The organism is Alteromonas sp. ABH4_456 (assembly GCF_056160645.1).
Map to the genome: position 1 here is coordinate 156,162 of NZ_JBSWXO010000001.1, position 17,956 is coordinate 174,117.

The window sequence follows — 17,956 nt, forward strand, 5'->3', positions numbered from 1 at the left end:
GTCAAAAAAGCCCCGCAAGCGGGGCTGCTGAATTAATCAGTGGTAGATTCTGCTTCTCCGTAAATCCGGATTTTCTCATCACGCCGGCTTCTGAACAGTTTGCGTACATCGTGCATCATCAGGTACAGACAAGGCACCAGCAGAAGGGTGATCACCGTGGCGAAAAGAATACCGAAAGCCAGTGATACAGCCATGGGTATCACAATCTGAGCTTGCAAACTCTTTTCTGCTACGATGGGCATCAGCCCCATAAAGGTTGTCAGTGAGGTCAGAATGATGGCTCTGAAGCGTTGGGTACCGGCGAGAATAGCGGCATCAATTAACTTGTGTCCTTCCTGTCTGGCACGGTTAACGAAATCCACCATGATTAAGCTGTCATTTACCACCACCCCGGATAACGCAATGATGCCGCAAATTGACAGCACGCTCACAGCAAGTCCCAGCACAAGATGGCCAAATATTGCCCCGACTACACCAAACGGGATCACAGACATAATGATCAGCGGTTGACTGTATGAGCGAAGCGGAATGGCCAGTAGTGCATAGATGGCGAATAAAGCAAAGAGCAGCCCTTTAACCAGTCCCATCATTGCATCGGCTTCTTCTTTGGAGTTGCCCTGCAGTTTAAAGTGCACCTCCGGATACTGTTTGAGTAATTCAGGCACGATTTTCATGACCACTTCTTTGGTAATTTCACCGGGATCCAACATATCCTTGTCGACTTTAGCGGTTACCGTCACCGAACGGCTGCCGTCTACACGGATAATAGAGTCATAGCCTTTGCCTAATGTGATTTCACCCACTTCTTCAAACGGAATATCATCGCCATTAGGCGCCCGTACCCGCATTTCCTGCAAATGAGAAACCGATGAGCGTTCCTCTTTGGGATATCGCACCATGACTTTGACTTCTTCATCGTCACGCTGCACCCGTTGTACTTCCGCACCATAGAAACCATACCGTACCTGTTGGCCGAGCTGCTGAAGTGAGATCCCCAGCGCCTCTGCCTGCGTGGTCAGAGAAAGCTGAATTTCATCGCTGCCACCGGCAAACGTATCATTGATATCTGTCACCCCGTCAAAAGACGATAATCTGGTTTTCAATGCTTCACTGACAGATTGCAGGGCGGCAATATCTGATGAACTGAATTCAAAACTGAGATCAGCCCCACTCCCCATTCCCCCCGGCGCGCCGATATTGAAGGATTTTACGCCGGGAATTTCAGGCATTTCATCCCGCCAGCGCTGGTGGATCTCAAAGTCTTTCATTTCACGGCTTTCGCCTTTGGTCATTTCCACGAAGACTTCACCGCCCGTGGTACCGCTGTCAAAAGCAATGGCGTGTTTAATGATGCCGGCACCGGTTTCATCTGTGACATTTTTATCCATGCGGTACATGGCATCCAGCATTGTCGCCAGGGTCTGATCCCGCTGTTGCAGCGAAGAACCCGGCTCAAGTTCGAAAGATGCCATCATGAAGTCACTGGGAATATTCGGAAAGAACACGAAGCGTACTATACCGCCCATAAACAGTCCGATAGTCAGGATCATCATGGCCAGAAATATCGACAAAGTCAGATAACGCATGTGAATGGCTTTGCGTAAAAACGGGGCGTACACCTTATCGATAAAGGTTTTGATACCTTCACTGAAAAAATCCCGGAAGCGCTGGAAGCGATTGGCTTTTGCCGGGTCATAGGGCTTTAATTTCATATGAGCCAGGTGGGCAGGCAGAATGAGCTTTGACTCCAGCAGGGAGAAAAGCAGGCAGATGATTACAACCCAGCCGATTGTCTTCCAGATCACACCGAAGGGCCCGGAAACCATTAGCATAGGTGTAAAGGCAGCAACGGTAGTCAGCACACCAAAGGTAGCCGGCATTGCCACTTTCTTAACACCAATAATGACATTTTCTGTACTGTGCCCTTTTTTATCGATTTCTGAGTATGCCGACTCGCCCATAATGATGGCGTCATCCACCACGATGCCCAGCACCAGAATAAAGGCAAACAGGCTTAGCATGTTGACTGACACATCAACCGCTTCCATGGGCATTACCAGTAACGTGCCCAGAAAACACACCGGTAACCCCCAGATAACCCAGAAAGCGAGTTTAATTTTCAGGAACAGAGACAGAACAATAAATACCAGTAGTGCACCGAAAAACATGTTTGAAAGCATCATGTTCAGGCGATCGGCCAGGTAAAATGAGCTGTCTCCCCAGGTATCGGCAGTAATATTACCCGGGAAATCTTCTTTGTTTTTCTCAATGTACTGATTAACCTGATCAGAAATATCCAGTGCATTCTGATCACCTACAGCGCGGACCCGCAGGTTTACAGCAGGTTTACCGTCGAATTCTGAAAACTGATTATCTTCAACAAAGCCGTCTTTAATGGCCGCCACATCACCCAGCGTAACACGGGTGCCGTTGCTGTCTGTCAGCAGTACAATGCGGGCAAAATCATCTCCCCGGTATGCCTGACCTTTGGTACGTAAAAGAATATCGCCGTTTTCCGTTTTTATCGCACCGCCAGGTAAATCCACACTGGACTGGCGGACAACATTCACCACTTCTGAAAAAGTCAGGTTGTATTTCTGTAGCGCCATTTCAGACAGTTCTATGGCGACTTCATAGTCTCTTGCACCCACAACGGAAACACTGGAAATACCGGGCAGATTGGCAATCTCATCGCGCATGTTTTTGGCGAATTCTTTCAGTTCCCGTTCGGTGGCCTCGCCATAGACAGAGATCCAGATAACATCCTGCTGAATTTTCTGGCGGTAAACCACCGGCTTCTCGGTGTTACCGGGAAATGTCGGAATGGCATCAACCTGCACTTTTACTTCATCAAGTACTTCCTGCACATCGTAGTCTTCATCGACTTTAATGCTGACGGTGCCCATGCCTTCTACAGCGGTTGAGGTTATTTGTTTAATACCGTCGAGATCTTTTACCGCCTCTTCAATTTTCAGTATAACGCCCTCTTCCACCTCCTGAGGTGCAGCACCCAGATAAGGCACCCTCACGTTAATAACGTCAATTTCAAAAGCAGGAAATACCTGTTTCTGAATCGAGAATGCAGAGAACAGACCGCCAGCAAGTAAGATTATCATCAGCAGGTTGGCAGCCACACTGTTACGGGCAAACCAGGCAATAATGCCCTTATGAGTATCGATTTTACTCATTGTCTGCTCCCGGGATTTTCAGCTCGTCGCTGTCACTTTCAGTAGCATCTTCCGTTATTAACTCTTCACCGGAAATCCGTACCTTCATTCCTTCATAGGGATTGGGCACGACACTGAAGACTACCTTAGGATTTTCCGGTAAGCCTGAGCGCACATACACCTGCTTTGCGGTAGCCCGCGCCACATCAACCGGGTTAATTTGCAAGGTATTGTCTTTTGATACAGTAAGAATGGTGTTATCCAGCCGTAATACACTGCGTGGTAACACATACAGTTCTTCGAGATCCGAGCCGGTGATATCAGCTTCTGCAAACTGACCAAACCGTAAAACGGCTCCGTCCCTTGTGCCATTCAGGTTGTAAGGGTCTTCCACTCTGGCTACGGCATATAATACGCGGCTACCGGCATCCATTACCCCTTCGGTTCTGACAAGCTCAGCATCCCAGTATTGAAGTGTTCCGGCGACTTTAGCTTTCAGCCGTACCGACGTTTTACTTTTCAGATCACCCTGCAGGTCAATATAAGCCAGTTCAGATTCAGTGACGGGCAAGCGGATTTCTGCTGTATCAGTTGAGTAGATCGTGCCTGTTTCACTGCCCGCTGAAACGTACTGCCCGAGATCAATATTCCGGTTTATCACAATGCCATTATAAGGGGCTTTGATCTCAGTTCTGGCGAGGTTGCGCTTAGCTCTTTCCAGTTTCGCTTCTGCCGCTTTCACATTGGCCTGCTCACGGGCAAGCTGTGGTTTTCGTAATCCCAGTTCAGGTGGCACGACTGAGTTCACGGAACGCCATTCCTTTTCTGCCACTTTTCCTCTGGCAATTTCTTCCTGTAATGTTGCCTGTGCCTGCGCCAGTTCAGCCTCTGCCAGTTTCACTTCAGTCTGATAGTCCTGCTGCTCCAGTACAGCAAGTACGTCACCTTTTCTGAATGTGCCCCCTACTTCAAACTGTTCCGATATAGCCATCACCTGACCATTAACCTGAACACTGATACGGGTTTGATTTTTAGGCACCACATTACCCTGAGAATGCACCACAAAAGCGGTTTGTTGTTTCTCAGCGAGCCTTGCTTCAACCAGAAAATCTTTAGATTCAGGTACTTTTTGTTCAGGCGGTGTTTTTGATGAAATGAGAATGATTGCCAGCACAAGCGCAATGACAATGACGATGACAGGACCGAGTGTTTTGACCCAACCACTTTTAGACATGAATATTCCTTTAAGGCGCAATGTAATAACAGCTGCCGTGGAAAACTGCCCCTGATGGATTAACGGGTACAGGCATTCTGGGCGCCGTTTTAACGGTATTATTATTTTTACATCTTTAGTGTAAACCTGTTGCCTGATGCTGGCTGCTTTTAGATTGTTAAATTTTATTTCTGTTTGTTTATATTTTTACTAAAGCAGCAACAGCTCACTGGCTGATTTTTAACACGAAATCCCTTGAACTGATTGAAAATTAGTCTTAACTTGGTGATGAATCATACGCATTTTGCACGAGGGATCTCATGAGTCTTAAAAAACAGTATTTAAAAACTAAACCTGCCTGTAAGGTCACATTCCGTTTAAATGCCAACGAGGCTGGTGAAGCTGCCACAGCAAAACTGGTGGGCGACTTTAATGCCTGGGATACGGATGTCACACCAATGAAAAAGCTTAAGAATGGTGATTTCACACAAACTGTAACGCTGGATGCTGATGCCGAATACCAGTTCCGTTATTTATTGAATGACGATGTGTGGGAGAATGACTGGGAAGCTGACGGTTATATGCCTTCGCCGGTGAGTCTGGAAGATAACTCGGTTGTAAGGGTATAGAAATTGAAAGAAGGCGCTGGTAAAGCGCCTTCTTTGCTTTATAGCTACAGGGCCTTTTCAAGTTCCGGCAGGATATCAAATAAGTCACCCACCAGACCATAATCCGCCACCTGAAAAATCGGCGCTTCTTCGTCTTTATTAATCGCGACAATCACTTTTGAATCTTTCATGCCGGCAAGATGCTGAATTGCACCGGAAATCCCTACTGCTATATACAAATCAGGTGCAACAATTTTACCTGTCTGACCTACCTGCATATCATTGGGTACAAATCCGGCATCCACTGCCGCCCTGGAGGCACCAATTGCGGCCCCCAGTTTATCGGCTATGCCCTCAAGCAAACTGAAGTTTTCACCGTTTTGCATGCCACGTCCACCGGAGATCACCACGTTTGCCGCAGTCAGCTCAGGACGTTCAGACTCAGTGAGCTGTGCACGGGTAAAGGATGATTTTTCCGACGGAAATTCTGCATCGATGTATTCAACCGTCGCGTTACTACCATCAGAGACACTGTCAAAGGCGGACGTTCGTACAGTAATAACGTGTACTGTCTCTTCAGATTCGACAGTGGCAATAGCATTACCCGCATAGACCGGTCTGATAAAACGGTTATCAGCCTCAATGCCGGTTATGTCAGAGATTTGCGCGACATCCAGTAAGGCCGCTACACGAGGCATAAAATTTTTACCTGTGGTTGTGGCAGCGGTAAGAATATGAGAATAGTCCGTGGCCAGAGATACCACCAGCGCTGACACACTTTCTGCCATCTGATATGCATAATGGGTACTGTCAGCACATTTGACCAGCGACACACCGCTTAACGCTGCGGCCTGCTCTGCTACGGCTTTGCAACCTTCCCCCACAACCAGTACGTGAATGTCTCCACTCAGTTGTGACGCCGCCTGTACCACTTTCGCCGTCTCCGGTTTCAACTGGTTATTGTCATGTTCTGCGATTACAAGAATACTCATGATATTACTTTCGCCTCGCTTTTCAGTTTTTCGACAAGTTCAGCCACATCTGCCACTTTCACGCCTCCGCTTCGCTGAGCCGGTGCAGTGACTTTGATCACCTTCACTTTTGAGGTCATATCTACGCCGAAATCCGCAGCTGTCTTTACATCAAGAGGCTTACGTTTTGCTTTCATAATGTTAGGCAACGACGCATAGCGGGGTTCATTCAGTCGTAAGTCTGTAGTTACTACAGCAGGTAAGCTTAGTGACACAGTTTGCAGACCGCCGTCTACCTCTCTGGTGACCTCCACCGTGCCGTCTTTCACATCAACGGCTGAAGCAAAGGTACCCTGTGGCATGGCGGTCAATGCTGACAACATTTGTCCGGTTTGATTATTATCGGAGTCGATACTCTGTTTGCCCAGAATCACAAGCCCGGGTTGCTCCAGCTCAACGACTTTACTCAACAGCTTCGCTACGTGCAAAGAGTCCGGTGAACTATCTGCTTCAATGTGCAAACCGCGGTCAGCCCCCAGTGCCAGTGCCGTACGGATTTGTTCCTGACAGGCTTTATCGCCGACAGACACAACGACAACTTCTGTCGCGACACCTTTTTCTTTCAGGCGGATCGCCTCTTCTACTGCAATTTCACAAAAAGGATTTAACGCCATTTTTGCATTAGTCAGATCCACACCTGACTCATCAGCTTTCACGCGTACCTTTACGTTGTAATCGATAACGCGTTTTACCGGGACAAGTACTTTCATTCTTTACCTCAGTTGGCCGGGAATAAGAGTTTGATTAATTACAGATAACGTCTAAACATTCATTGCCGGTGTTAAAAACAAAAAACCGGAGACGATGCTCCTGTTAAATAAAGCACCAGACTTCTCAGTTTACAAAGATGTTACAATTAATACCTGACTTTATCTTTACGTTAACGTAAACTTACCATGCAATTTACTTACTGTTGACGTAAACGTCAACCTGATTGGCAAAACTTACCGGAGGCATTCATGGAACGTGAATCGATGGAATTTGATGTAGTGATTGTCGGTGCAGGCCCTGCCGGGCTGTCAGCGGCATGCAGGCTAATGCAACAGGCTCAGGCCGCTTCCCTCGAGTTGATGGTCTGTGTTGTTGAAAAAGGTTCTGAAGTAGGTGCACATATTTTATCCGGCGCAGTATTCGAAACTACTGCGCTGGATGAGTTGTTTCCGGACTGGAAAAATGAAGGCGCACCGCTGAATACCCCTGTGCTGAGGGACGACATTTATTACCTGACTGACGGTCAGCATGCCCGTAAACTTCCTCAAGCTCTGGTTCCCGATACCATGCACAACGATGGCAATTATATTGTCAGTATGGGCAATGTTTGCCGCTGGCTGGCTGAAAAAGCGGAGAGCCTTGGTGTTGAGATTTTTCCCGGATTTGCAGCCTCTGAAGTTTATTATAACGAAGACGGCTCAGCCGGTGGTGTCATTACCGGCGACATGGGCGTAGCAGAAGACGGCAGCCAGAAAGACGGCTACATGCCGGGCATGATTTTAAAAGCCCGTTACACAATATTCGCCGAAGGTTGTCGCGGACATCTGGGTAAACAACTAATTTCCAAATTTAATCTGGATGAAAATAGCGCTCCTCAACACTATGCCATCGGATTTAAAGAAATCTGGGATATTGATCCTGCCCTGCATGAACCCGGTCTGGTGGTTCACACAGCCGGCTGGCCGCTGACAGATTCAACGGGTGGTGGTTTTCTTTACCATGCAGAAAACAATCAGGTATTTGCAGGTCTAATTGTCGATTTAAATTACGACAACCCGTACTTAAGTCCATTTGATGAATTTCAGCAAATGAAACATCATCCGGTTTTCAGGCAATATCTGGAAAATGGAAAAAGAGTCTCCTACGGTGCCAGAGCAATAGCAAAAGGCGGACTGAATTCATTACCTGACATGACTTTTCCCGGAGGCATTCTCATAGGATGCAATGCGGGTACACTGAATTTCGCTAAAATTAAAGGTAATCACACAGCGATGAAGTCTGGCATTTTAGCGGCAGACAGCATTATTAATGAAATAAAATCAGAAACACCTGATTCTGCATTAACGAATTTTAATCAGGCTTTTAAAACATCCTGGTTATATTCTGAACTGAACAGCAGTAAAAATTTTGGTGCCGCTATTCACCAGTTCGGCACGTTTTGGGGCGGCGTTTACAATACTGTTGACCAAAAAATATTCAAACGTAAATTACCCTTCTCCATTAAAGACGATCGTAAAGATTATTTACAATTAAAAGATAAGAAAGATGCTACTAAAAAGGTGTATCCAAAACCCGATGGTATTTTGAGTTTCGACAAACTCTCTTCTGTCTTTTTGTCGAACACCAATCATGAAGAAAATCAGCCTTGCCACCTGAAGTTAAAAGACCCTGAGATACCACTGAAGGTTAATCTGTCGAAGTACGATGAGCCCGCACAGCGTTACTGTCCGGCCGGTGTATACGAAATTATAGAAGAACACAACACGTTACGATTTCAAATCAATGCGCAAAATTGTATTCACTGTAAAACCTGCGACATTAAAGATCCGTCACAGAATATTCAATGGGTTGTCCCTGAAGGTGCAGGCGGGCCGAATTATCCGAATATGTGATCCAAATCCTGTAAATTAGCTATTTATTACAATTTTAAGAAAAAGCAGTGTTAAGCTGCTTTTTTTTAGATTAAAATTTGACTATCCTTTTTAAATACACAGTTTTTTAACTAACACAAGGTTGATGAATGAACGACTTTTTAGAAATACTGACGCATGGAAGACGTTTGCAAGGTGCCGTAAAGGATTTAAGCACAGCTGAATTAGAATCTGTACAAGAAAAGTTAGCCAACATCATCGAGAAAAGAAAAGAAAAAGATCTCGAAGAAGAAAAAGCTAAACAGGAAAAGCTGCAGAAAATTGCTGATATCCAAAAGCAACTTGAAGAAGCCGGTCTTGATGTCAGTGATCTGGAGTCGACGACTGTTGAAAAGAAATCTACCGGTAAAAAACGTCCGGTAAAATACGAATTGAAAGATGGTGAAGGTAAAGTACACCAGTGGACAGGTATCGGAAGAATGCCTCGGGTCTACAAAGATGCGTTAGACAGCGGCAAATCGCTGGAAGATTTCGCAATTTAAAAAATTCCATGCAAAGGCGACATCAGTCGCCTTTTTTCAGGTCAATCATGCAATCCACGTTACATTATTCTTTTTCGGAATATGCTGATTCTGATTATTTACTTGTAATAATTCACGGTTTATTCGGAACAGCTGACAATTTATCTGTCGTAAAGCGGCATTTCGCGCCCAAAGTCAATGTGCTCAGTGTAGATTTACCGGACCACGGTCAATCAGCCCATCTGGAGCATTTTTCCATAGAGGCAGCAGCAGAACAGTTATACGCATTAATCAATCAGTTTAAGAAAGCCCGCACAGGCATACTCGGGCATTCGCTGGGTGGAAAGGTAGCGATGCGCCTCGCACTCACCCACCCACAATTTCTTGACGACCTCATCGTTGCAGATATTGCACCGGTAAGTTATCCGTCCCGCCATGATGCGATAATCAGTGCATTAAAGTCGGTAGACCTGAATTCCATCAACAGCCGTTCTGATGCGGATAAAAGTTTACAAAGTGGTATTCCGGAAGCCGGAGTACGCCAGTTTCTGTTAAAAAGTTTATATCAGGATACCGGTAAACAATGGCACTGGCGCTTTAATCTGGATGGTCTGGCAAACAGTTACGAAGCGATTAAAGGATGGCAAAGCAGCGATGCTCAATTCTCTGAGCCTGTACTTTTCATCAAAGGTGGTAATTCCGATTACATCACGGCGTCCATGCAGAGCGAAATATTGCAGTATTTTCCTGCTGCCCGCGCCCATGTTATTGAAGGAGCCGGTCACTGGTTACATGCAGAAAAGCCGGACGCCTTCAACCGCGTGGTTGAAAAACACATATTTCGCCCTCATCAGGCATGATATAGCACAAAAAATTACGTGGTTTTCACTGCGAGGCAGCTGATTTCTGTGCTATAGTTTGCGCCGATTTTGGACTAAGTAAAACTATGCTTGCTGAAAATTACGAAACCATTGAATCCATCATGTTTTATCTTGGGCTTACCGGCCTGTTTGTCCTGATGGGCTATGCCGTACATGATGTTCTCAAAAGTAACGATGTACCACTTATCGGACGGGTAGTTGCCTATGGCGTACTCGGAATGGGAGCGCTGGGTTTTATTGCCAAAGGATTGATAGAACTTATTTGGTTAAGTACCGGCGTGTAATTTCAGAAGATGTATCGAACAGAGGGTTATTATGGCAAGTGTTGGCTTGTTTTTCGGTAGTGACACAGGAAATACCGAACATGTTGCAAAGATGATTCAAAAGGAATTAGGCAAAAACCTGATTGATGTACAGGACATTGCCAAGAGTACCAAAGAACAGATCGCTGAATTTGATCTTCTGATATTCGGGATTCCTACCTGGTACTACGGTGAAGCACAATGTGACTGGGATGACTTCTTCCCTGAACTGGAAGAAATTGATTTCAATGACAAGCTGGTTGCAATTTTCGGTTGCGGCGATCAGGAAGATTACGCTGAATACTTCCTGGATGCCATGGGCATGGTTCGCGATATCGTAGAACCCCGCGGTGCAATTCTTGTTGGTCAGTGGTCTACAGACGGCTACGACTTTGAAGCCTCTAAAGGCATGGCTGATGATAACCACTTTGTTGGTCTGGGCATTGACGAAGACCGCCAGCCGGAATTAACTGAAGAGCGTGTACGTGCCTGGTGTAAGCAGTTACACGAAGAGTTGTGTCTGGCAGAACTTGCCTGATATTGAATTAAAGAAAACGGGCGCACAGCCCGTTTTTTATAATCTGAAGCGCTCAACCACTTTGCGCAATCCTTCCATTTGCTCATCCACCCTGGCACTGGATTCATTCGCCAGACGGGTACTCTCTGCACTTGCATCAGCCAGTGTCACGATTGCGTTAAGATTATCATCAATACCTGCAAGTACATTATCCTGAGCTTTAGTGTCTTTCACAAAGCCGGCATTAAACGCCTGCAGCTTCACAATGACCTCACTGATCCCATTGACCTGCTCATAGACTTTTTCACTGATAACAACACCCTGCTCCGCCTTTTCCATACTCAGGTTGATGGCTTCCACAGCTTGCTGTGCATCTCGTTGCAAACTGCCAATCATCGATTCAATTTCTTCAGTGGAGTTATGCGTGCGGTTAGCCAGCGTTCTGACCTCGTCGGCGACAACGGCAAATCCGCGGCCCTGATCACCGGCACGGGCAGCTTCTATTGCAGCATTGAGCGCCAGCAAGTTTGTTTGTTCCGCGATGGTTTTAATGACGTCAAGGATACTGCCGATGCTGCGGCTGTTCTCATCCAGCCGGTTTATGATGTTGGCGGATGCCGATGCCTGGCCAGATTGTTCTGCAACCTGTTGCCGGTTTTGTGCAACCAGTTCAGATGTTTGCTGCGTCTGACTGGCGACCCGGTCAAGTTCATCCACCGATTGCTGAATCATTGCAAGGTTTTTTTCGCTGGTGCTTCTTACACTGGCAGTATCTGAGGAGGTTTTACGGACCCGGTCACGTTGTTGGGCCACCTGCTCCAGACTGCGTTCACCCATTTCCACACTTTCTCTGGCCACATCCAGCAGCGTTCGTTCCTGTTGCTGAATGTTACCGATAAGATCTCTGAGAGCTTCAGTTAAACTGTTTACCTTTACCGACAAATCGGCAAATTCATCATTGCCCTGTGTATTCAGACGATACGATAAATCCCCTTCACTGATCCGGCCGAGACCACGGGTGATATTTTGCAGCGGCCCGGCAATGCTTTTACGCACAGTGAGAGTGAGTGCAACTGCAGCCACCAGACCAATAAACGACACCACCAGCGTATCAACAAGGCTGTCCTGGACAGTGTCCAGGATCAGGTTTTGCCCTTTCAGGGTTTCTTCAGTGACTTCTTCGTAAAGGTTATTGATTGTCGAGGTAGCCTGCGCCAGCGATGTGTTGGCACGCTGACGGCTTTCTGTTGCATGGGCGATGTGAGATAACTTCTGTTTCTGGCCGGCCATCAGACCGGATTCACCGGTGAGAATAGCCAGCATGGCATCATACTGCTGCTGAAAATTGCTGATGATACCGTCGGTATTCAGGCCACTGGCAGACCGGAACAGATATTCGGTGTCTACCGCCAGATTGCTCAACTGATAGTCCAGGTCATCCAGGATCACCAGTGAATCTTCAGGATCTTCAGACTTAACCAGTTCGGTGACGACCGAACTCAAAGTGAGCAATTTATTGTCAATATTCGCACCGAGGCCGGCCAGCGCATCGATACCGGGCTGTCCGTTATCCAGAAAGCTTAAATCCATCATCAGCGCTCCGGCTTCATCAATATGAGAGATAGCTTCTTCCCGCTGCTTTGCCAGAGACAATTGTATTTGCTTGCTGCTGATAAGCGCTTCGTACACCGTCGCGCTCTCACGAATAAATGTATTACCCGCCTCTACGGCCTGTTTTGATTCTGTGTGATTACCAAAGGTGGTATCGAAAATAGCGAGATCTTCAGAAAAGACTTCACTCAGTGCCTCAAACTCAGATTTGTTTTTATTCAGTGCTGAAAGCTCATCCATGTAGTAACCGTTTGCCGTTACGGTCGCCAGAGACAATGCATCTGACTTCAGGGACATCATTTTTGTCTGAACCGGCATTTTCTCGGTGGCCACCGTTTCAGCAGAACGGCGGATGTCGCTGAGTCCCAGATAAGCAAGTAAACTGGTGATCAGCAATAAACAGCCGAACAGGGCAAAACCAAGGGTTATTTTTTGTACAACAGTCAGGCGCATCTTCTTATCCCAATCTTCGGTTTTAATTCCGTAACATGGTTATCATTGATTTTAATATAAGTTTTCCGGCCTTGCCGTTTTTTGGCCAGGAAATATGTCTGCGCACAGTGTTCCGTAATTGCCGGCAAAGTAAATAATGTTCAAAACATCCCGGAAAAGTCGCTATTTTGCAGCGAAAAAGGCATAGCTTTCATTGAACTTATCGGTAGAAACTTCACAATGCTTTAGTTCGTTAAATGGGTAAATCCTGAATAACTCTCTGCATACCGCCTGCAGGGTCCGGTTAGCTGCACAAAGTCCTTAAAAATCGTATGGATAAATGACAGGGATCAATGATTTAATCTGCAGATTAATGTTGAAGATATCCGCGCTTTTACTTTTAAAACCTGGCAAAGTACCTATAATGAGCGTTAAATCAGAAGAGCTTCCAGAAGTGATTATTTATGGATCAAAATAAAGAACTAAAAAAAGCGGGTTTAAAAGTTACACTTCCCCGTTTAAAAATTCTGCAGATCCTGCAGGAACCTGCCAACCAGCATATCAGTGCTGAAGATGTGTATAAAATTCTGATCGATCAGGGTGAGGAAATTGGTCTTGCGACGGTATACCGTGTGCTTAACCAGTTCGATGACGCTGGTATTTTGAACCGACACCATTTTGAAGGTGGCAAGTCAGTATTTGAAATCAGTCATAAAGAGCACCACGACCATCTGGTGTGTCTGAAATGTGGCAAAGTCATCGAGTTTGAAGATGATGTGATTGAACAACGTCAAATTGAAATTGCCGAACGCAATAACATCAAACTGACACATCACAGCCTGTATCTTTACGGTGAATGTAAAGACGGTACCTGTGATAAAACCGACGACTGAGTCGCCGGTCGTTAAGATTAAATAAACCTGCACAGCGTGCAGGTTTTTTTATAACGTAAACTTGTGTTTGTTGAAAGCTGTGATGGCTTTAAGCCATACATCACCGGCCTGCCCGTTCCCCACGGGTTTATCATCCACCGAGGTAACAGGGCTGATTTCCTTACTGGAGCTGGTTAGCCACACTTCATCAGCACTGAACAATACTTCTGCTGTAACCGGTACTTCCTGCACCTCAACGCCTTCTGCTGCAAGACTTTCAATGACCAGCTTCCGGGTAATTCCCGGCAAAATTTGATGATCCAGCGGTGGTGTCATGATAATACCCTCTTTCACAACGAATACGTTGCATGAACTGGCCTCAGTCACTTCCCCGTGGCTGTTCAACAAAATGATTTCCTGTTTACCGGCCTGCCGGCCTTGCTGATAATGCATCACATTGCCGAGCAGCGATGTGGATTTGATGTTACAACGCTGCCAGCGCTTATCTTCACCACTGGCGACATCAAAGGTTACCACTGCGGCTTTATCCGGCACTGGCGGCGCGGCGGTAGCAAACGCAAAAGCGAACACAGTGGGAGGAATATTGTCAGGATAACCATGGGCACGTTTCATCTCAGTACCCCGTGATACCTGAATATACACACCCACTGACGCAGAATTCAGAGCTTGTGTATTTTTCGTCACCAGTTCACTGACCAGCTCTGTCCATTGTGCCTTTGTTTTCGGATTTGCAATTGCCAGCTCATCGAGCCCGTTTTGTAACCGGTCGAGGTGGGCGTTCATACCAACAGCTTTACCGTGCAAGGTAGGGATCACCTCGTAAATACCGTCGCCGAACAGAAAACCTCTGTCCATCGGTGAAATACGTGCTTCTTCAAGGGGTAAAAAGTGGTCATTTAAAAACGCGATTGTCATCAGATATCAATTGTTCCTGAAAAAATTGTCAATACGGGCTTGCCTTAACAGCCATGTTCCACGGGCATTTTCCGGCTCCACCGGATTAAACGTTAACGTTGTGCCGGGAACAGACTGCGCTACCCTCGGAAGATCATATGGCGCTATTACGCCGATTTTGGGATAGCCGCCCAGAGTTTGTCTGTCAGCCAGCATTATAATCGGCTGACCGTCTGCAGGCACCTGCACAGAACCGCAATTAATCCCTTCTGAGCGCATAGCTTCAAACCCCGACGATATGACAGGACCACTCAGGCGATAACCCATACGGTCACTTTGCGGTGTCACACTGTAGGCTGAGGAATAAAAAGTTGCCCGGACTCTGCTGCTGAACACGTCATGCTGATAAGCCGGAATAATATCAACCGGTGCATCACTGGCATAGGGAGCAAGCATAGAAGCAGGCAATATGCGGCTTATGTTTTCCTGTGCTGCAGGGACGACTTGAATTGTGTCACCAGCCTGAAGAGGCTTTCCGTCACCGGCAAGTCCGCCCAGCTTTTCCCGCATCACGGTGCACACAGAACCGGCTATTTCAGGTATCTGCCAGGCGCCCTGAACGGCTAAATAGCAACGTTGACCTGCAAGCTGCTGCGAAACCTGAAGCTCATCTCCGGCGCTGAGGTTAACTGTGGCCAGTTCAGAAGCAGGTTCACCGTTCACGGCAAGTGAAACAGCAGGGCCGCAAACACCGATAGTGGCTGAATGCTCAAATCTGATGTGCACATCACCGGCAATTTCAATGCAAGGATTACCTTCAGGGTTGCCACAAAGCCAGTTTGCAAAGTTAAAAGCTTCGACGTCTAAAGGCCCTGAGCCGCTAAAACCCTGCTCCTGCATCCCTGTTCTGCCGGCATCAACGATTAAACTGATGAAACCCGGATTAATGATAGTAAAGGATATTGTCATGCCTTCACCTGTTCCAGGTATTCCCGCTCATCAATTTCATAGAACTCTACTTCGTCGCCGGCCTGCAACAGGGCCGGCTGCGCACTGGCAGGATCAAATAAAGTTAACGGACTGAGTCCCAGTAACTGCCAGCCGCCGGGCGATACTTGCGGATACACTGCAGCCTGACGGTCGGCCAGTGCAACCGCACCGGCGGGCACTTTTGTCCTCGGTGTTTTGCGGCGCGGTACAGACAGACATTCCGGACTTTCCCCCAGATAAGCGAAACCGGGCGCAAACCCTACTGCAAACACGCGGTACACGGTTGCTGTATGCAATGCAATTATCTCACTGACCGCCAGGCCGGTGTGAGAAGCGACTTCATCAAGATCATTCGCTTCCGGAGCACCATACCAGACAGGGATCCGGTGTCGTCGAAGGCTTTTTCCGGCTGACATCTGCGGTTGCAGTTGACGCAATAAACGATATACACCATGGTTGTCAGTTATCTTTGCATCGAACAAAATTAGCAGGGAGTCATAGGACGGGATGGCTTCTTTTAACCAGATTGGCGGATTCGCCTTCAACGCAAGATGATAAGCGGAAACCGCAGCGTTCATTTGCGTGATATCTTTACCACCGAAGTACAATATGAGACCGTCCATACCGGCAAAGGCAATGTGACGGACATTGTCAAAGGGTTGCATGATTCAGCATTTCTCTGAATGATTTTGCCATCGCCACTGCGCTGGGCGAATCGCCGTGCACACAAAGGGTGTCTACCTGCAACGACAGCGTTTTACCGCCACTGGTTATAATCGTACCGTGTTCCAGTAATCCCTGAACCTGCGCGGTGGCCTGATCATGATTCAGCACCGCACCGGCGTGTTGCCTCGACATTAAATAGCCGTCATCGGTGTACCGGCGATCAGCAAAGGCTTCAAATTGAAGCCGGAGCCCGTAAACCTCAGCTTCTGCAATAAGTTTGTCGCTGTCAGGATGAGCCTGAATCATCAGACTTAATGCTCCCTGCCCCGCTTCTGCCACGGCTTTCATGACGGTCTGGCGCAGCGCCCTGTCCTGCATTAAATCGTTATACAGCGCACCGTGAGGTTTAACGTAGGACACTTCTACCTGCTGAATACGGGCAACACCGCTCAGTGCTGCAATCTGGTATTGCAGGCAGGCTGTCAGCTCATCATCCGCCATTTTCATTGAGCGCCGGCCGAAGCCCTGCAGATCCGGATAAGAAGGATGAGCCCCCGTGGCCACACCCGCTGCTTTAGCCAGTGCGACAGCTTTACGCATTACCAGCGGATCACCGGCGTGAAAGCCACAGGCAATGTTCGCCTGATCGATATACTGCATAATGTCGCCGTCGACAGGCATATGCCAGGCACCGAAACTTTCACCAAGATCGCAATTCAACTTCATAATGGTTTAGCTCATTCTAACAATTGGTTATCATGTTACCTGTATTTACTTTCACAGTCAGTCCTGATGATACACATTGGCAAAATCAATACCCTTCAAGTCGGTGAATCACTGCCTTTTGGCTTTCACCTCTCCAGTGGCGATGATAACGATCCGCTGGTACTGCTAACTCATGAAAATATGGCCGCGCTGCCGGAAAAAGTGAAAACCGGAGATACGCTGGATATTTTTGTCGGCATTGATGAAACCGGAAATCTTGAAGCCTGGCCGCAAACACCGGTAGCGCAGGCTGGTGATACCGTGGTGCTTAAAGCAACCGGCGCGACAAACTTCGGTGCGTTTTTTGACTGGGGCGGTCAACGGGATCTGCTTGTCCCTGCGGGCATGCAGGACGGACCGGTCAATGAAGGCATGCGTTATGTTGTCCATATTTATCACGATGAAAGTACCGGCCGCATCCTGGGCGCCACCCGGCTCCACCGTTTCATTAAGGAATCGTCAGATACATTGAAAGCCGGCGACGGGGTTGAATGCCTGGTGTATTCAAAAACGGAACTGGGTTTTAAAGTCGTCATTAATGGTGAGGCACTGGGACTGATTTTTCACAGTGATGCATTTAAGCCATTAAAAACCGGTCAGCGACTGGATGCTGTCATTAAGACCATCCGCGAGGACGGCAAAATTGATGTCGCCCTTCAACGTACCGACAAAACCGGCAGGAAAACACTGGAAGAAGCTATTCTGGAAGATCTGGAAGCGCATGGCGGTGTTTCTATCTTAACCGATAAAAGCAAACCGGAAGATATTTACGCCCACTTTAATGTCAGTAAAGCGGCATATAAAAAAGCATTGGGTGCGTTATATAAACAACGCAAAATTACCATCACGAAAGATGCAGTAAAACTGAATTAACAGGAATAAC

At 47.2% G+C, this 17,956-nt stretch carries 17 protein-coding genes; 8 read left to right on the forward strand and 9 right to left on the reverse strand.

Annotated features, from left to right (window positions below; translation table 11 throughout):
• Positions 1–32: 32 nt before the first annotated feature.
• Positions 33–3,188 (reverse strand): efflux RND transporter permease subunit, encoded by a 3,156-nt coding sequence (locus ACXAG2_RS00760; protein WP_474863865.1) that lies wholly within the window; start codon positions 3,186–3,188, stop codon positions 33–35.
• On the reverse strand, positions 3,181–4,401 hold the full coding sequence (locus ACXAG2_RS00765) for an efflux RND transporter periplasmic adaptor subunit (RefSeq protein ID WP_474863866.1): 1,221 nt from the start codon (positions 4,399–4,401) through the stop codon (positions 3,181–3,183). Before ACXAG2_RS00765 ends, ACXAG2_RS00760 begins: the two co-directional genes overlap by 8 nt.
• 299 nt (positions 4,402–4,700) lie before the next feature.
• Here ACXAG2_RS00765 and ACXAG2_RS00770 point away from each other — a divergent pair, with 299 nt between their 5' ends.
• Entirely contained in the window at positions 4,701–5,009 is a 309-nt protein-coding gene (locus ACXAG2_RS00770) for an isoamylase early set domain-containing protein (protein WP_119501481.1), read from the forward strand.
• A gap of 44 nt (positions 5,010–5,053) precedes the next feature.
• Here the strand turns inward: ACXAG2_RS00770 and ACXAG2_RS00775 are convergent, their stop codons facing one another.
• Both ACXAG2_RS00775 and ACXAG2_RS00780 read right to left on the reverse strand, forming a co-directional pair.
• Positions 5,054–5,980, reverse strand: a complete 927-nt coding sequence (locus tag ACXAG2_RS00775; protein WP_474863868.1) for an electron transfer flavoprotein subunit alpha/FixB family protein — start codon at positions 5,978–5,980, stop codon at positions 5,054–5,056.
• Entirely contained in the window at positions 5,977–6,729 is a 753-nt protein-coding gene (locus tag ACXAG2_RS00780) for an electron transfer flavoprotein subunit beta/FixA family protein (protein ID WP_474863870.1), read from the reverse strand. Before ACXAG2_RS00780 ends, ACXAG2_RS00775 begins: the two co-directional genes overlap by 4 nt.
• A 249-nt stretch (positions 6,730–6,978) precedes the next feature.
• Here ACXAG2_RS00780 and ACXAG2_RS00785 point away from each other — a divergent pair, with 249 nt between their 5' ends.
• The 5 genes from ACXAG2_RS00785 to fldA all read left to right on the forward strand — a co-directional run bounded on the left by ACXAG2_RS00785 (position 6,979) and on the right by fldA (position 10,843).
• On the forward strand, positions 6,979–8,622 hold the full coding sequence (locus tag ACXAG2_RS00785) for an electron transfer flavoprotein-ubiquinone oxidoreductase (RefSeq protein WP_474863872.1): 1,644 nt from the start codon (positions 6,979–6,981) through the stop codon (positions 8,620–8,622).
• Between the two features lie 128 nt (positions 8,623–8,750).
• Positions 8,751–9,143: an H-NS histone family protein gene (locus ACXAG2_RS00790; protein WP_303574763.1), complete on the forward strand. Its 393-nt coding sequence runs from the start codon at positions 8,751–8,753 to the stop codon at positions 9,141–9,143.
• A 47-nt stretch (positions 9,144–9,190) separates the two neighbouring features.
• Positions 9,191–9,982, forward strand: a complete 792-nt coding sequence (locus ACXAG2_RS00795; protein WP_474863874.1) for an alpha/beta fold hydrolase — start codon at positions 9,191–9,193, stop codon at positions 9,980–9,982.
• Positions 9,983–10,068: 86 nt separating this feature from the next.
• A complete protein-coding gene (locus ACXAG2_RS00800; RefSeq protein ID WP_119501487.1) occupies positions 10,069–10,287 on the forward strand; it encodes a DUF2788 domain-containing protein in 219 nt (72 codons plus the stop codon).
• 31 nt (positions 10,288–10,318) lie between these two features.
• Positions 10,319–10,843 carry a flavodoxin FldA gene (gene fldA / locus ACXAG2_RS00805; protein ID WP_119501488.1) on the forward strand — a complete coding sequence of 175 codons (525 nt, stop codon included), beginning with the start codon at positions 10,319–10,321 and terminating at the stop codon, positions 10,841–10,843.
• A gap of 36 nt (positions 10,844–10,879) precedes the next feature.
• On the opposite strand, the gene ACXAG2_RS00810 is transcribed toward fldA, so the two are convergent.
• Positions 10,880–12,886: a HAMP domain-containing methyl-accepting chemotaxis protein gene (locus ACXAG2_RS00810; RefSeq protein ID WP_474863876.1), complete on the reverse strand. Its 2,007-nt coding sequence runs from the start codon at positions 12,884–12,886 to the stop codon at positions 10,880–10,882.
• Positions 12,887–13,329: 443 nt separating this feature from the next.
• Here ACXAG2_RS00810 and fur point away from each other — a divergent pair, with 443 nt between their 5' ends.
• A complete protein-coding gene (fur, locus tag ACXAG2_RS00815) occupies positions 13,330–13,758 on the forward strand; it encodes a ferric iron uptake transcriptional regulator (protein ID WP_119501490.1) in 429 nt (142 codons plus the stop codon).
• A 48-nt stretch (positions 13,759–13,806) separates the two neighbouring features.
• Here the strand turns inward: fur and ACXAG2_RS00820 are convergent, their stop codons facing one another.
• From ACXAG2_RS00820 to ACXAG2_RS00835, 4 genes are read right to left on the reverse strand one after another with little or no spacing between them, the layout of a single operon-like run.
• Entirely contained in the window at positions 13,807–14,673 is an 867-nt protein-coding gene (locus ACXAG2_RS00820; RefSeq protein WP_474863878.1) for an aminotransferase class IV, read from the reverse strand.
• Between the two features lie 6 nt (positions 14,674–14,679).
• Positions 14,680–15,621: a 5-oxoprolinase subunit C family protein gene (locus tag ACXAG2_RS00825; RefSeq protein WP_474863879.1), complete on the reverse strand. Its 942-nt coding sequence runs from the start codon at positions 15,619–15,621 to the stop codon at positions 14,680–14,682.
• Positions 15,618–16,307 (reverse strand): 5-oxoprolinase subunit PxpB, encoded by a 690-nt coding sequence (pxpB, locus tag ACXAG2_RS00830; protein WP_474863881.1) that lies wholly within the window; start codon positions 16,305–16,307, stop codon positions 15,618–15,620. Before pxpB ends, ACXAG2_RS00825 begins: the two co-directional genes overlap by 4 nt.
• Entirely contained in the window at positions 16,294–17,034 is a 741-nt protein-coding gene (locus tag ACXAG2_RS00835; protein WP_474863883.1) for a 5-oxoprolinase subunit PxpA, read from the reverse strand. Before ACXAG2_RS00835 ends, pxpB begins: the two co-directional genes overlap by 14 nt.
• Positions 17,035–17,100: 66 nt before the next feature.
• Between ACXAG2_RS00835 and ACXAG2_RS00840 the strand changes: the two genes are divergently transcribed.
• Positions 17,101–17,946, forward strand: coding sequence for a CvfB family protein (locus tag ACXAG2_RS00840; protein ID WP_474863884.1), 846 nt, complete (start codon positions 17,101–17,103; stop codon positions 17,944–17,946).
• The last annotated feature ends 10 nt before the right edge of the window (positions 17,947–17,956 follow it).